Source organism: Psychrilyobacter piezotolerans (assembly GCF_003391055.1).
GTDB lineage: Bacteria > Fusobacteriota > Fusobacteriia > Fusobacteriales > Fusobacteriaceae > Psychrilyobacter > Psychrilyobacter piezotolerans.
On sequence record NZ_QUAJ01000012.1, the window covers coordinates 13,213 to 29,208 of the forward strand.

At 33.2% G+C, this 15,996-nt stretch carries 17 protein-coding genes; 6 read left to right on the forward strand and 11 right to left on the reverse strand.

Annotation, left to right across the window (positions count from 1 at the left end):
- Positions 1-78 precede the first annotated feature (78 nt).
- From DYH56_RS07985 to mutL, 10 genes are all read right to left on the reverse strand, one after another.
- A complete protein-coding gene (locus DYH56_RS07985; protein ID WP_114642382.1) occupies positions 79-807 on the reverse strand; it encodes an amino acid ABC transporter ATP-binding protein in 729 nt (242 codons plus the stop codon).
- 25 nt (positions 808-832) lie between these two features.
- Positions 833-1,498, reverse strand: coding sequence for an amino acid ABC transporter permease (locus DYH56_RS07990; protein ID WP_114642324.1), 666 nt, complete (start codon positions 1,496-1,498; stop codon positions 833-835).
- 111 nt (positions 1,499-1,609) lie between these two features.
- Entirely contained in the window at positions 1,610-2,380 is a 771-nt protein-coding gene (locus tag DYH56_RS07995) for an amino acid ABC transporter substrate-binding protein (RefSeq protein WP_114642325.1), read from the reverse strand.
- A 15-nt stretch (positions 2,381-2,395) separates the two neighbouring features.
- Entirely contained in the window at positions 2,396-2,821 is a 426-nt protein-coding gene (locus DYH56_RS08000; RefSeq protein WP_114642326.1) for an RrF2 family transcriptional regulator, read from the reverse strand.
- A gap of 754 nt (positions 2,822-3,575) precedes the next feature.
- The gene (lysS, locus tag DYH56_RS08005) at positions 3,576-5,069 is read right to left on the reverse strand and encodes a lysine--tRNA ligase (RefSeq protein WP_114642327.1); all 1,494 of its coding nucleotides are present in this window, start codon (positions 5,067-5,069) and stop codon (positions 3,576-3,578) included.
- The gene (locus tag DYH56_RS08010; protein ID WP_114642328.1) at positions 5,053-6,597 is read right to left on the reverse strand and encodes a tetratricopeptide repeat protein; all 1,545 of its coding nucleotides are present in this window, start codon (positions 6,595-6,597) and stop codon (positions 5,053-5,055) included. The genes lysS and DYH56_RS08010 overlap by 17 nt, the downstream gene beginning before the upstream one ends.
- An 84-nt stretch (positions 6,598-6,681) precedes the next feature.
- On the reverse strand, positions 6,682-7,044 hold the full coding sequence (locus tag DYH56_RS08015; protein WP_114642329.1) for a DUF1934 family protein: 363 nt from the start codon (positions 7,042-7,044) through the stop codon (positions 6,682-6,684).
- 3 nt (positions 7,045-7,047) lie between these two features.
- Positions 7,048-7,437 (reverse strand): hypothetical protein, encoded by a 390-nt coding sequence (locus DYH56_RS08020; RefSeq protein ID WP_114642330.1) that lies wholly within the window; start codon positions 7,435-7,437, stop codon positions 7,048-7,050.
- Between the two features lie 10 nt (positions 7,438-7,447).
- Positions 7,448-7,918, reverse strand: a complete 471-nt coding sequence (rlmH, locus tag DYH56_RS08025) for a 23S rRNA (pseudouridine(1915)-N(3))-methyltransferase RlmH (RefSeq protein WP_114642331.1) — start codon at positions 7,916-7,918, stop codon at positions 7,448-7,450.
- Positions 7,919-8,048: 130 nt separating this feature from the next.
- Complete coding sequence (gene mutL / locus DYH56_RS08030; protein ID WP_114642332.1) at positions 8,049-9,935, reverse strand: DNA mismatch repair endonuclease MutL; 1,887 nt, start codon at positions 9,933-9,935, stop codon at positions 8,049-8,051.
- A gap of 303 nt (positions 9,936-10,238) precedes the next feature.
- Here mutL and DYH56_RS08035 point away from each other — a divergent pair, with 303 nt between their 5' ends.
- The 5 genes from DYH56_RS08035 (at position 10,239) to DYH56_RS08055 (ending at position 14,500) form a co-directional block, all read left to right on the forward strand.
- Positions 10,239-12,104 carry a transglycosylase SLT domain-containing protein gene (locus DYH56_RS08035; RefSeq protein ID WP_114642333.1) on the forward strand — a complete coding sequence of 622 codons (1,866 nt, stop codon included), beginning with the start codon at positions 10,239-10,241 and terminating at the stop codon, positions 12,102-12,104.
- A gap of 140 nt (positions 12,105-12,244) precedes the next feature.
- Positions 12,245-12,859 carry an ABC transporter ATP-binding protein gene (locus DYH56_RS08040; protein ID WP_114642334.1) on the forward strand — a complete coding sequence of 205 codons (615 nt, stop codon included), beginning with the start codon at positions 12,245-12,247 and terminating at the stop codon, positions 12,857-12,859.
- Between the two features lie 4 nt (positions 12,860-12,863).
- Positions 12,864-13,640 carry an ABC transporter permease gene (locus DYH56_RS08045; protein WP_114642335.1) on the forward strand — a complete coding sequence of 259 codons (777 nt, stop codon included), beginning with the start codon at positions 12,864-12,866 and terminating at the stop codon, positions 13,638-13,640.
- Between the two features lie 152 nt (positions 13,641-13,792).
- A complete protein-coding gene (locus DYH56_RS08050; RefSeq protein ID WP_114642336.1) occupies positions 13,793-14,083 on the forward strand; it encodes an ArsR/SmtB family transcription factor in 291 nt (96 codons plus the stop codon).
- A 66-nt stretch (positions 14,084-14,149) separates the two neighbouring features.
- Positions 14,150-14,500 carry a rhodanese-like domain-containing protein gene (locus tag DYH56_RS08055; protein ID WP_114642337.1) on the forward strand — a complete coding sequence of 117 codons (351 nt, stop codon included), beginning with the start codon at positions 14,150-14,152 and terminating at the stop codon, positions 14,498-14,500.
- A gap of 87 nt (positions 14,501-14,587) precedes the next feature.
- Here the strand turns inward: DYH56_RS08055 and DYH56_RS08060 are convergent, their stop codons facing one another.
- Positions 14,588-15,337 carry a nitroreductase family protein gene (locus DYH56_RS08060; RefSeq protein ID WP_114642338.1) on the reverse strand — a complete coding sequence of 250 codons (750 nt, stop codon included), beginning with the start codon at positions 15,335-15,337 and terminating at the stop codon, positions 14,588-14,590.
- 214 nt (positions 15,338-15,551) lie between these two features.
- Between DYH56_RS08060 and DYH56_RS08065 the strand changes: the two genes are divergently transcribed.
- Positions 15,552-15,911, forward strand: coding sequence for a hypothetical protein (locus DYH56_RS08065; protein WP_114642339.1), 360 nt, complete (start codon positions 15,552-15,554; stop codon positions 15,909-15,911).
- Positions 15,912-15,996 lie beyond the last annotated feature (85 nt).

The following is a 15,996-nucleotide window of genomic DNA, read 5'->3' on the forward strand; positions in this document are numbered from 1 at the left end:
TGCCATATCTTTGTGAAAATTGTGTGAAGAAATAAAGAGGAAGCCCTGAGGCTTCCTCTTTTAACGCAGATAAGGATATTAAATTTTTCCTAAAAACATCTCTATCCTCTTATTTTTAGGAGACACTAAAATTTCATCGGGAGTCCCCTGATCTACAATTATTCCATCCTCCATAAAGATTACCCTGTCAGATACCTCCCTGGCAAATTTCATTTCATGGGTCACTATTATCATACTTATGTGCTCTGAAACCAATAGTCTTATGAGGTCTAAAACCTCTCCTACCAGTTCAGGGTCTAAAGCTGATGTAGGTTCATCCAATAATATCAGCTTATTTTCTAAAGCCATGGCCCTTCCTATTCCTATCCTTTGCTGCTGCCCTCCGCTCAATTCTTTAGGATAAAAATTTTCTTTTCCTTCTAATCCTATTTTTTTTATTATCTCTCTGCCTTTTTTTTCAGCTGATTTTTTGTCTATTTTTTTTACTATTATAAGAGCTTCTGTTATATTTTCCAAAGCTGTTTTATTCTTAAATAGATTATAGTTTTGAAATACCATGGATGTTTTTTGTCTGAATGCTACTATATCTCTATTTTTATGATTGCCGGCCTCCTGCATTAAACCATCTATTGTTATAGAACCCTTTGTAGGTTCTTCCAGATAATTTAAACATCTCAAAAAAGTTGATTTCCCGCTTCCGGAAGGTCCTACTATAGATACAATCTCTCCCTTTTTCAGAGAAAAATCTATCCCTTTTAAGACCTCTACTTCTCCAAAATTTTTATGCAATTCTTTTACTTCTAATATATTAGTTCTATTCATAATTTTCCTCCTAATAAGCTCTATTCAACTTGATTTCCAGTGTTTTTTGAATTCTTTCAAGTAAAATCACTAGTCCCCAATAGACTAAAGCCACAGCCAGATAACTCTCTAAGAACCTGTATGAACTGGCTGCTTCTAACTGGGTCTTTGCCATAATATCGGCCAGCCCCAGGGTAAAGGCCAGTGACGAAGATTTTAACAGGTCGATAGAAATATTTACAATGGAAGGAATCGCAACTCTTATCCCCTGAGGTATGACTACCCTTATCATCACTTGGAGGGTGTTCATTCCAACTGAGTACCCTGCCTCTAACTGCCCCCTATCTACCGACGATAGAGCTCCCCTTATAGTTTCAGCCATATAAGCGGAGAAATGTAAACTAAGTCCGAGTACCGTAGCTGTAAAGGCACTCATATTTATAAATATAGGAAATACCTGAGGTAATCCATAATAAATTAAGAATAACTGCACCAGCAATGGTGTTCCTCTGAAAAAAGACACAAATAGTCCTGTTATTTCATATAAAACCTTCACTTTAAAAAATCTAATAACTGCTATTAATATACCCAGTAAAACCGATATAAATGTTGATATAAATGTTATTTTTAATGTTAATCCCAAAGCCTTAAATAAAATTGGGAATAAACTTATCATTGCTTCTACTTTAAAATCCATTTTTTGCCTCTCTTTAGTCTTATTTTAAAAAAAACAGACATTTTAACTTCTAGAGATTTTTTTCCCCCTGTAATTAAAATGCCTATCAATTATCAAACTCTATTTTTCAAATTAATTTGAAGTTATATCCATTCCAAAATACTTATTGGAAATCTCTATAAGAGTCCCGTCTTTTCTCATTTCACTCAAAGCTTCGTTAACTTCAGTCATAACCTTTTGGTTTTTTTCTTTTTTTACAAAAGGAAAAGCATTAGCTATATATTTAGCCGGTTTATCCAGCAGCTCTATTTGAAGATCATTCTTCTTAATCAACTCTATGATTGAAACCTTATCCATCATAAATGTATCGACTCTTCCCAATTCTACGTCTTTAACTAAACTTCCTGAATTGTAAACAACTGTTTCAAAATCTATTTTTGCAGATAACTCCCTGACTATCTCTTCATAGTTTGTCCCTACTTCTGTGGCAACTTTTCTGCCTGCCAGGTCTTCTATCCCTTTAATTCCTTTTGGATTTCCTTTGGCTACAAAGAATTGGGCTCCAGAATAAACATAAGGAACTGAGAAATCATACTTTTCCAACCTTTTATCCGTAATGGTAATTTGATTAGAGATTGTATCTATCTTTCCTGTATCCAGCATCCCGAATAAACCACTAAATTTTGCCTGTTTAAATTCTACTTCTTTTCCCAGCCTTTTCCCGATTTCATTCCATACATCGATATCAAAACCCTTAAGTTCATCGTTTTCTGTATAAGTAAATGGGAAATATCCTCCAGAAGTCCCTACTCTGATAACCTCTTTTTTAGAGCCTTCCTTTCCACAAGCTATAAATAAAGTTCCCAATAATATTCCTAATAATAACATTTTAATTTTATTCATCTTTCCTCCCTTTGATTATATATAATAAATATCCGTACCACCGTCATTGTATTTCTCTTTTAAATCTTCTAAACTTATATTTTCAGTTAGTTCTTTTATTTTTTCATCCATCTTTTCCCACACTTCTTTTTCCAAGACGGATTCCAATGTTTCTAAATTATAGCTGCTGCAACAGCCTGCTTCCCGGGTATTCTCCATTACATCTAAAACATCAGCAACACTTATTTCCTTTGGAGACCTGGCCAGGAGATATCCTCCCTGGGCTCCCTTACTGCTTATGATTAACCCTGACTTTTTTAGGGTTAAAAATATCTGCTCCAGATATCTCTTTGAGATCTCTTCTTTTTCAGAAATTTCTTTGACACTAAATTTTTTTTCCGGATTGCAGGCCATATATACCAAAGCTCTCAAGCTGTATTTAGTTTTTTTTGTAGTTGTCATAGCTCCCCCTTTTATAATACACTTAATACATAGGATTTAAGTGATTTCTTTATAGGTTGATAATAACATAGATTACCAATCCTGTCAACAATTGTTTCTTACCGGACCAGTAAAGTTTTATAATTAAGCCAATTTGCTACCTTATAAGATATTTAATTCTTCATCACAAAGTAAGGGTCAAAGAACTGTTAGTTTATTTTGTAAACATAGATTTTTGAGAAAATCAGATAGAGAGCTACACTAATAAATTCTAAGGGTTCCACCCTTAACTGGCTCTATTTCTTTTAGTGAGTAAAAGAAACAGAGGAAAGAAAAGCTCAAACTTTGAAAATTGTTCCTAAGTAAAATATTAATATACGAGCTTTGAAAGCTACAGTCCTCGCTTAACTGCGGAACTTAATTTGTTGAACGCTCTAGGATATATGAAAGTACAAAGTAATATCACTTTCAAAGTTAAAAAATCAAGAAAAAATAATTTTCTTAAGTGACCTTATTGTTTATAACTCTGAAGTTTATAGTCGTTTAGCTACAACAGTAAATATCTTGCGAGTTTCGTCCTGCTCATCATGTCCGTCAGGCACCCCGATAAGAAACGGGGATCACTGGGCTAACTAACTAAGACAACTTATAAACTTCCGGCTCTTTTTGGATACTTATTTCTAGCTGTTGAGAAAAAGTATCTCGCTCCTTTAGGAGTGAAACATGTTTTCCAAAACAAAAAGAGCATAGATTTCTCTATGCCCTCTTAAAAAGTCTATTTTTTTCTCATTTGCGGGAACATGATTACGTCTCTAATTGACGGTGCTCCTGTTAATAACATTACTAATCTATCGATCCCGATTCCTAATCCTCCTGTTGGCGGAAGACCGTACTCCAACGCATTGATGTAATCTTCATCAATTACGGCATTAGCTTCTTCGTTACCCTTTGTAGCTTCTGCTACTTGCTCTTCAAATCTACCTTTTTGATCTGCAGGATCATTTAACTCTGAGAATGCGTTTCCATATTCCCTTGCATCGATAAACAGCTCAAATCTATCTGTAAATCTGCCATCGTCCTTTGTTCTCTTCGCTAATGGAGAGATCTCTACCGGATGACCCATTACAAATGTAGGCTGTACTATTGTATCCTCACATTTCTGCTCGAAGAATTCATTGATGATATGTCCTACTGTATCCATATGAGGAGCTAAGTGCACTTCATTTGCTTTTGCTAATTCTTTAGCAGCTTCTACACTCATCTCAGGCCAGAAGTCTACACCGGTAACTTCTTTTACGATGTCTACCATGTGTATTCTTTTGAAACCTTCTAATTTTAGTTCTTTACCATTGTATACAACGTCAGTTGTTCCAAGTACTTCTTTTGCACAACTGGTGATAATCTCTTCTGTAATGTCCATCATGTCTTCAAAGTCAGCATATGCCTGGTATAGTTCCATCATTGTAAATTCAGGGTTATGTCTGGTAGATATTCCTTCATTTCTAAAGTTTCTGTTTATTTCGAATACTTTATCAAATCCACCAACAATTAACCTTTTCAGGTATAATTCTGGAGCTATTCTTAAGTATAACTGCATATCTAAAGTGTTATGGTGTGTTACGAAAGGTCTGGCAGAAGCTCCTCCAACGATTGGATGCATCATAGGAGTTTCAACTTCCAAGAAATCCTTTTGTGTTAAGATATTTCTTATATGACTTATAATTTTAGTTCTTTTGATGAATGTATCCTTAACTTCTCTATTCATGATAAGATCTACATATCTTTGTCTATATCTAGTTTCTACATCTGTTAATCCGTGGAATTTATCTGGCAATGGTTTGATATTTTTAGATAAAAATTCAAAGTCAGTCGCTCTTAACGTGAATTCTCCCTTACCTGTTTTAAATACTCCACCTTTGATCCCTATAAAATCTCCAGTTCCAATTTTGCTCATTACTTCAAATGACTCATCTCCAACTACATCTTTCCTGATATAAAATTGGATTCTTCCAGTCTGGTCTTCAATATGACCAAATACTGCATTTTTTCCTGCCGGTCTAAATGCCATGATTCTTCCTGCAGTTTGAAATGTTTCATTATAATTTTCAGGATCTTTATCGAATTCAACCTCTGAATTTATAATATCTTCTACCATATTTAATTTGATGTACTTTCTACCAAATGGTTCGATTCCCATTGCTTTGATCTCTTCTACCTTGTTCCACTTGTCTTGGACAATGTGGTCATTACTTTCAACTATTTGATTCATACTCAACCTCTTTTTCTAATTTATTTTTATTTATTTTTTCTATTTTTAATATGTAGATCCTCCCCCTGTTACTGAGGGTAGTGTTTGGAAACTTTTTAATTAATGTTTTAAAATACCCGGAACTCTCATGATAGTTTTCCAAATTATAGTAGATCATCCCACCTAAATAGTAATAACCTCCAAAAAACTCCTCATCCAAAACTTTAATATCTATGGATTTCAAGTTTTTTTCTGCCAACTCAAATTCATCTAAATTATAATACAGATCCGCCAGCTTATAATAGATATTACTTTTTAAATCCGATGATATATCTTTTTCTAGAGATCGTTTATAATATAGTTCGGCCTCCTGCAGCCTCCCCTCACGGGTATATTTTTCTGCATTTCCAATATATTTTTCAAGTTTTTTTCTCTCTAAATATTTGATTTCTATTTTTTTTATTTTATCTATTTGTTCAGGATCTGCCTCTGATTTCAGGTTCTCATAGCTGACCTTATCTCCTGTTTCCAGATATATCAGAGCTAATTTTTCAAAATTTTCACCTGTTTTATAATAGTTTCTTGCCTTATTGTAATCTTTTAATTGATGATAATAATCCCCTAAATAATTTGTGACTTTTGGAGAAGACTCAATTAAAATTTGAGTTTCAGCTAATTTAACAGCTCCTAAACTATAGTTTTTATAATTTATAGAAGCATCTAAATATTCTGATTCATATTTTTTATCATAGGCAGATAATCTCTCTAAAAACTCAAGGTATTCCTCTGTTTCACCTAATTTTTTTAGGGCATTTAGATATATTTCTATTATCTCTTCCTTTTTTTCATCATCTAACCTATATTTACTCACCAATATTTTTGAGATATTTCTCACTGCATCGTAATTTTTATTTTTTTCATTCAGTTCTAAAGCATAAAAAAGACCCTTTTCTATCTCTTCTGAATCTGGAAAAAAAGTTTTTAAAAGCAGTAAATTTTCATTCAAGAACTTAAAATCACCGTCATTATAGGAATCTTCTATATTTTTCTCTATATCTTCAGGAAATGGCTGATACTTTGCAATTTTCTTAAAAATTATCTCTTTAATCATTTGATTTTTTTCTGTGAAAGATAGCTTATATTCTCCTACACTGGAAAAAGTAATTCTCAGATTCTCTCCTTCTTTTTTTAGATCTACAAGGGAATTTTTATGTGTTTTCTCCACTACTTTTAGTTTTTTTATCTGGGATATGTTTTTAAATTCAATTTTTTCATCTAAACCCAGGCTTATTACCTCCCCATTTGGAATGGTCTCAAAGTCATATTCAACCTTTTTAGCTCCACTAGGTTCAACTTCTCCCAAAAGAAAAGCAATATTTTGTCTATTTATCCCATGGGAATATATTTTTTCATAGCCCCCATAGAATAAAGATAGTTCTTTAATTATTTTTTTATTAACTTCATCTATTTTCTTAGAATTATCTACAGCACCATAAGATCCTATACTAACCCCCAACAAGATGGTTACAAATAATATTAATTTTTTCATCTCATCCTCCAAAGGTTAATTTTAAATAAAAATAGAGCAATCTCTTGCTCTATTATATCAAATTTTTTTTATTTTTACCATAAATTATAGTTCATCTATCTTTAGAGTCAATTCGTTCACCACTTCATTTTCTTCAATTATAGAATATAAAGCACTGATTTTTTTATCTTCTATGGTAAGAGATTTAGTAAAAATTTCAAAATTTCTATTCATATATGATGCCCTGTAGGAAAAAGCAGTCCTTTGATTTGCTTTCAAAAGCTTATTGCTCTTTATATCCCCATCTCTTACTATCTGCACCTTGTCCTTCAAGATAAATATTCTAACCTTTGCATATTCATCGGAGTATGTGTATTTAACACCTATTTTATTGTCTTCTCTAGTTGCATCAAAGGTTGCATCATAATTTTCTCCAAAACTATCTGTTGTTCTTATCCTTAGTTTCATCTGCTATTCTCCCATTAAACCGGATATAAATGAATCTACATCTTCTTCACTTTCAGAATAATCATCATCTTCAAAATATGCTTCTGTATCATCGGAACCAGTAGTTATTTTATCTTCCCTTTCGTAGTATGAGTCATCATCCCAGTCGCCAATATCTGTTCCACCGGCATAATATTCATCCTCCCAGTTATCCATGATATCTGATGCTTCATCCTCTTCATCAACTAGTTCAACTATCTCTTCATCTTCCCTATATATAAAAACATACCTCTTTCCATCTAGGTCTTCTCCTATTAAATATTCATCTCCGAACATCATTATATCCCCTACTACAGATATGTCGCATTCTTCCTCTTCTATCATATATTCAAAATTTTCTCCAACAGCATACATTTTTCCCACCTCACTTATGATATTTACTATTTCCTAATATACTAAACCAACGATAAACCTGCTCAAACAATATAAGTCTCATTAATTGATGAGGGAATGTTAAGTCTGAAAAACTCATCCTTAAATCCACAGCACTCCTGACTTCCTTAGTTACCCCATAGGATCCGCCAATAATAAAGTTAATTGTACTATTTCCGTTGACTGTTATTTGTTCTATTTTTTTAGACATCTCTTCCGATGAAAACTTTTTCCCGCCTATATCCATTAGGATAGAATATCCTCTATTTTTAGAGATAGTCTCTATTATTTGTCCGGCTTCCTTCTCCATGGATTGGTCTCTGTTTTTATCGTTTCCATCTTCTTTTAATTCGATAATTTTTAATTTCGTATAGGCAGACAACCTTTTAGTAAATTCATCTATTCCCATATTAATATATTTTTCTTTTACCTTCCCTACGCAAACAATGTTTACATTTACCATCTTTGTCTCCTTGTTTAGATCTTTGCTCTAATTAATTCTACACAAAAAATGTAATTTTTCCTATCTTAATTTTTGTTTTTTGCCACTCACTACTTTTTAGACGTTAGACAGGTCTTTTTTTCCAAAGATATTATTTCCGATTAAACTTTTTATTCATCTCATCAAAAGTCATCTTTAATATTATCGGCCTGCCATGGGGGCAGGTATATTTCCCAACCTTATGCAGATCCGATATCAAGGTTTCCATCTCCTCCAGGGTCAATTTTTCCCCTGCCTTTATAGCATTTCTGCAAGACATGGATATGATCACTTTTTCCCTGGGGTCACCACCGCCTAAGTTTTCCAGCAGGTACCTGAATGTATCTTCTACACCGACTCTAAAGTTGAATATCGGAACTCCTCTGATTAAAATTTCATTGTCACAAAATTCCTCTACCTCAAAACCAAATTCACTGAACAACTCCAAATTACCCCTGACAATCTCAGTTTCATATCCATTCAACTCCAATTTTATAGGGACTAATAAATTTTGAACAGATATTTTTTTGTTGTAGTGTTTATCCTTTAATTTTTCATATAGGATCCTCTCGTGGACAATATGCTGATCATAGATCTCCAACTCTTCCTCTGTCTCAACCAGGATATACATATTATGGAGTTGGGCTAAAACCCTGTAATCATTTTTAATCTCATTCACTTCTTCTGGATTTTCATGATCTTCATCATTCTGCTTTTCTGCCACAAGGATCTTTTCGATTTCAACGGATTCTTTCCCCTTTTCTGGAGGAATTTCATCTTCCTTTATTTCCAAAGGAGGAACAGAAGGGAGAGTGGCCTCATATTCCTGACTGTACCTGTAAGCCTTAGCAATCCTCTCACTGACCTTATTCTTTAATTTTTCTTCTTTTATCAGGGCAGGCTGCTCCGTTTTTATCACTTTATTTACCCTGGGAGTTATTAAATTTTCCAGCTCTTCAAAATCTAACAGGTTATTTTGGATCGGACTTTGATTTTCATCCCCATCTTCCTCTATTTTTAGTGAGATAGAATTTTTCCTGTCATCTCTGTAGATAGCATCGGTTAAACAATCTAATATTTCCCTGTATACACCATCTTCATCCACAAATTTAATGATTTTTTTAGAGGGATGAACATTGATATCTACTAAATCAGGTGAGATATCAAAAAATATTATTGCAAAGGGATATCTGCCTCTGGTTAATTTAGTATAATAAGCATCTAAAACAGCTTTTTCAATGGTTTTAGATTTGACATATCTGCCGTTTACATAGGTGTATATAGAATCCTTATTTGATTTTAGGAGATTCATATTTCCCCAGTATCCCAGAGAAAATTTTGTTGAATTTTTCAGTGTATTTCTCCCGAATAGTTCTAAGATCGTATTTTCTATCCCACGACCACTGGTTTTTACGACCTCCCTCCCATCTAAAAGCAGAGAAAATGAAACCTCGGTGTTGTAGAGGGCTTCCTTTAAAACAATCTCCCTTATCCGTGCATATTCAGTAGATTTTTTCCTCAAAAATTTAAGTCTTGCCGGAGTATTAAAAAAAAGATCTTTGATGACTATTTCTGTTCCAACCGCTCTGGATATTTCTTCATATTTAGTGACCTTTCCGGCATTTAAATTTATCTTATGTCCGGTTTTGGAATCATTGGTTTTACTGGAAATAATCATCTTGGATATAGATCCTATAGAGGCCAGTGCTTCACCTCTGAATCCATAGCTAGTAAGATTAAAGATATCCCCTTTATCCTTAATCTTGCTAGTAGCATGTCTCTCCACACATAGAAACAAATCTTCTTTTCCCATTCCCATCCCTGTATCAACAAGCCTTACATCTCGACCATTATTTTTTACCTCTACTCTGATAGATCCTGCCCCGGCATCCAGTGAGTTTTCTATCAGTTCCTTTATCATGCTGGCTGGATTCTCTACTACCTCTCCCGCTGCAATTATATTAGATACACTTTCATCCAGTATTCTTATCCTACTCATAATAACATTACCCCTTCTAAAAAATAGCCTTAATATTATAGCAAAATTATAAAATTCTGACTATTTCTTTTTTAGTTTAATTGTTTCATTTTTATATTTAACTTATTATACCCTATTTTTAATCCTTAAAACTAAAAAAATCGGATACTTTTTACAGCCTGCTTTTTATTCGCCGCTTTTATGGTATACTCTAATTAATATCAGCATTCTACCGGTGTTTTCCGGTAATTTAAATCTTGTAAAGACTGGATTAAGGGCTGTAATAATGCAAAAATTCAGATATTAATTAAAAAGGAGAATTCCATGAAAAAAATTATCTTATTATATATATTTATTTTTACTACCCTATTTTCCTCAGATGATATAGGGGGGTACAAAGCCTTTACACAGGCAAAGAATCATTATCTCAATGGAAACTTTGATCAGGCAAAAATAGAGTTTGAAAATTTTATAGAGATCTATAAAGACTCTAAACTGGTTAACTCTCATTATCCCGATTACTATATTGCCATGAACTACTATGAGATTGGGGAATTAAAAAATGCTCTCAAATATTTAGATTCATCTATCTACACTCCTGAATATTTAAAATTTCCAGGGTTTAAAAAATCTAATTATTTTGAATTCAGACGGGGATTTTATTTAGGTGAGATCTATTCCCGGCTGGGTTATTTCACCAATGCACACTACCAGTATCTGACCCTCATAAAGGATTATTATTCACCTGATTTGGAGCCCTTTGAAAAAAAAGCCCTTAATATCCTTGCCTCCAAAAATCCTTATTACAACTATATATTGGAGATAAAATACAAAAACAATTATAAAAATATCGACAAATTAAAAGACGACGATCTAAAGATGATAGGGCATTACCTGTATTCAAAGGGACTCTTTTTAGAATTTTATAAGGCTTATAAAAAATCAATTAATTCTACCTCTAACAATAAAGAGATCGTCATCGGTACCCTGAACATCTTAGAGGAGGCAGACCAATACGACCTTATGATAGACCTTATAAAAAATCAATTCAGTTCCGGTAATACAGATTCCGATTATTATTATTTTTGGGGAAATGCCTTAAAAAAATCCAACAAACCATTGGAGGCTATACAAAAATATAAATTAGTTGATAGATCCCCTTATTTGGAAAAGTCCATCTATTCCATCGGAAGAATTTATTTCATTTTAGAAAATTATGAGGAAGCTATCCTGTGGAGTAAAAAGCTGGATACCGATAAAGCTCACGAACTTCTGACCAGGTCTTATTTCAACTCATCCCAGATGGATCTGTTTAAGGAATCTGCAATTAAGTATATACAGACTTATCCAAATTCCAACCTGGCTGGCTACTATCGAAATATGCTATATAACGAAAGTAAAAACCCAAATTACTTAAATTGGATAATCAAACACAACCTAAACTCCTACTATTATCAAGTGGCTTTCAATATCACTAAGACTGCCAGGGTGTTGGAAGAATATCCTATAAATTATAAGATGCGTGTCTACAAAGATTCTTTAGCTGTTCTGGGCCAGCTGTCTGGATTAGGTGACCCCCAGCTGTTAATTATTGAATCTGATACTCTCAATTTTCCCGAAGATAAGACTTTTGAGACTTTTATTAAAACATCTTATTTAGAAAAAATTAAATTATATGATTTAGCTATGAGATCCTCCCTCTCTGCTGAGGAAGAGTTTTCTAAATATTCAAATCTTTATCCCTATCTATACCCTAGATATTATAACGATCTGGTAAAAAAATACAGTAAAAAATATGACGTGGAAGAGGCTCTTATCTTCAGTCTTATCAGGGAGGGAAGTAAGTTTGAGCCAGGTTTAATTTTTAAGGGTACTTATTTCGGGCTTCTGCAGTTAGATCTTAAAACAGCTAAACTATATGACCCTGACATAACTTTTGAAAAACTTTTAGATCCTGAAGTGAATATCCATATTGGAGTTAAACATCTGGAATATCTTTTGTCTGATTTTAATGACAATATAAGTCTGACCATCGCCGGTTTTTACGACGGGAAAGACCTTGTCTCCAGCTGGAAATTAGATAAGAACGGGGATATCGATGTGGAGCAGATACCATATTCAGATTCACAGGAATTTATAAAGAATGTTATCACCAGCTACTATAAATATAAAAACCTCTATAAAGATTAAAATTTAAAAACTCCTCCCTTTTCAGGAGGAGTTTTTCATCTCCTTGACAAAGTTAAATTTCCGGGCTAAAGTTTCGAGATCGGGAAGGGTTAAGGAAGAAAAGATCCGTGAACTGAGCAAAAATATACAGGAGGGTTCTTATGATAAAGTTAGAAGAAATAAATTTAAAGTTAAAACAGCAGCCGATCTTTATAAATTTAAATCTGCAGATTAAAAAGAATCAAAAAATTCTCCTCAAAATGCCTTCTGGAGCCGGGAAAAGCACCCTTTTAAAGGTAATCATGGGCTATATCCCCATAGACAGCGGGAGAATTCTTATAGATGGAGAGGTTTTAGGGCAGAATAACATCGATACCCTCCGTCAAAAATTTGCCTACATCGGTCAAAATATCCTTTTTACCGAAGACAGCGTAGAAAAATACATCCACCTTATATTTTCATTTCAGAAAAACAAGGGTATCAAGCTGTCTAATTCTTCCCTCTATGAACTCTTGGAAAAGTTTGAGCTGGATAAAAGCATATTAAAAAAATCTCCTTCCCTTTTATCCGGGGGAGAAAAACAGAGGATTGCCCTCATATTGGTTTTACTTTTAGACAGAGAGATCCTCCTCCTGGATGAGGTCACTTCCGGGCTGGATCACGATTTAAAAATAAAAGTTATCGAGATCATAAAAAACTTAAATAAAACCGTTATAGTTTCCTCCCACGACAACCAGTGGCTGGATTATGATGAATTCCAAGTAATGGGGTGGTGATCTTATGAATATATCTTTTTTTAATATTTTCCTATTGCTGGTTCCGCTTTTTTTATTGATTTTGGGATTGAGGTTTTTCAGGGTAAACCTTGTAAAAAAATCCGTCACCTCCATGGGACGGATGATTATCCAGTTGTTTTTAGTGGGGATCTATTTAGAATATATCTTTAAATTTAATAACTGGGCTGTAAACTTTATTTATATCCTCCTGATGATAACGGTGGCATCGGTCTCTGCCATAGATATGGTAAAATTAAGTTATAAAAAATTAATTTTTCCCCTCTTGGGCTCTATATTTTTGTCGTGGACCACAGTCTATACCCTGTACCAGGTTATAATTTTACCTGATACCAATTTTTTTGAGTCCAGATATATCATCCCTGTGAGCGGTATGCTTTTGGGGAATGTACTCAAGGGGCAGATTATATTTTTGAATAACTTTTTTACCCAGATAAAAGATGGGGAAGATTCATATTTTTACCTTCTTTCCATGGGGGCTACAAAGTTTGAGGCACTCCGAGAGTTTTACAGGAGATCTATAATTTCCTCCCTTCAGCCTGATCTTGCCAATATGGCCACCATTGGATTGGTGGCTTTACCGGGGATGATGACAGGACAAATCTTAGCCGGTGCTTCTCCCTTTACAGCTATTAAATACCAGATAAGTATCATGCTTGGGATTTTCTGCATCAGAACTCTCTCCCTCATCCTTACAACCTTTGTTATAAATAAAATTGCCTTTGATGGATTCAGCAGGTTAAAGAGAGATATATTTAGATGAACATCAAACTTAAGATTATCTATTCAGACACAAAATATATACTTAAGATCAAGTATATATTTTGTGTCTTTTAAATAATCACTTGACATTTAGCCGATTAAATCGTATTATTTGAATATACAAATAAATGAATTTTATATAGGGGGTACAATTTGTTATATTACAAAGATGATCCAGAATTATTTGAAAATAAAGCTAGCGTCTTAAAAGCTCTATCTCATCCTATAAGATTATGCATAGTAAAAAATTTAATTGCAGTCAAAAAAGCCAATGTAACTCAAATGCAACATTGTCTTGAGGCACCACAATCTACAATATCGCAGCACTTATCTAAATTAAAGGCTGAAAAAATTATCAAAGGTGAGAGAAAAGGCTTGGAAGTTTATTATTCCATCTCCAATGAAAGGATAATAAAAATCATCGAAGTTCTTTTTCGTAAATAAAAACTATAGATAAAGGGAGTGTAAGTCATGAATATTATAGAAAAAATTAAAACTGGTAATTGACCTATGTTAAAAATCTTAGGTTTAAGATTCGGAAAAAAAGGTAAAACATTCGACATCTCAAAAGACGAAGCTTTGAAATTATTAGAAAGTGACAACACTCTAGTCTTAGATGTCAGAACTCCAAAGGAGATAATCGCCGTTCCTTCTTTAGTTGAAGATGCTATCATGATAGATTATGAAGGTAAAAACTTTGAAAATGAAATAAAAAAATTGGATAAAAATAAAACTTATGTAGTTGTATGTACCCGTGGAAATTACGCTAGGGGTGCTTGCATAACTATGGAAAAAAACGGATTTAAATCTATGAAAAGTCTTAAGGGTGGCCTAAATTCTTTTAATAGCTGCTCTACATGAGGATAGAAATCATCTTCTGGTAGGAGACCTATGCGTTTAGTAAAAAAGATTACTTCTATGTTTAATATATAGAAGTAATCTTTTTTATTATTTCCAATTTTTAAACCACTGATCTACCGATCTTTCAAAGTTTTCCATAAAATCTGAATTTGTTTTTCTCTTATAGAATTCCCCTGCAAAAGATTTTCCCTCATTGGAATCTTTCGTACTAAATTCTTTTTCCTTTAATTCAAACATCGTCTTCAGCTCTGCCTTATCCAGCTTTTTGTATTTTTCATCAAAGACAATAAACTCCCTGTTGAACCTTTCTCTTTTTACCCTCTTATAATCTTTTGGATAATATCCGAAGGTCAGCATCCCTAAAGGTATGGTATAATCCGGCAGATCTAATAATTCTTTATGGTATTCATAATTTTCCAGAATATCTCCTATATAGCAGCTTCCTATCCCTAAACTTTCACCTGCAATCACAGCATTTTCCGAGGCTATCATGGTATCTTCAAAGGCCAGGAGCATCTCTGCATTTCCAGGCCTTCTGCCTTTATCACAATAGACACCTTCATTTTTATAATAACTGTTCCATTTATTAAAATCAGCAACAAAGATCAGGATATCGGAAGCTGTTCCTATAAATGGCTGAGAATCACAGGATATGGCCAGTTTTTTCATGGTTTTCTTATTTTGAATATGAATAATTGAATACATGACCATATTCCCTGCTGTAGGAGCACCGATTGCCGACTCTATTATTTTATCCATATGTTCCGTCGAGATTTTTTTCTTCTCATACCATCTGAGAGATACCCTGTTATTTATAGTTTTTAAAGTTTCATTCATACCCTACCTCCGTTTTCTATTCTATTATAAGTTTACAACTTTTTATTCTCATAACAAAAAATTATACTGATTTTTTTGAAGTAAATATCGGTAATGCTGTTTCAATTATTGGTATCATAAGGAGCAGTTATAACTATCGGTAAATTATTATTTTTGAAGGAAAAATTATTTTCCATTGAATAACCTAAGAAAGTAAATTGGGGAGGTTGTTTTTATGATTGATAAATTAAAAGAAATCAAAAAATTAAGAAAAACAAGGAAATTAGTCGCTGAAGAAGAATTAAAGAGATTAGAAAAAGATTATGAACTTTTAATCTCACTTGCTAAAGTAAGACCAGCAGGATATGTTTTTTCCATAGATGAAAAAGGTTTATCAGATGATGAATTTGAACATAGAATGGAGAAAATAGCCCGAAGAATGGAAAAAATTTTTGATGACATAGGAATAGAATATAAAAAAGAACTTCAACCTAAGGAAAATTTTAAAAGAAAAACAAACCAGTTAGAAAAAGATTTAGAAAAGTTGATTAATCTCGCAGACAATTTCAAACAAAAATCGCAACCAATTTTTTAAAAGATACCAAATAAAAGGATACTAAAAAATCAGTATAATCCCTCTTAAGTAGAAAGCTACGATATAGTAGCTTAGGAGGGATTTT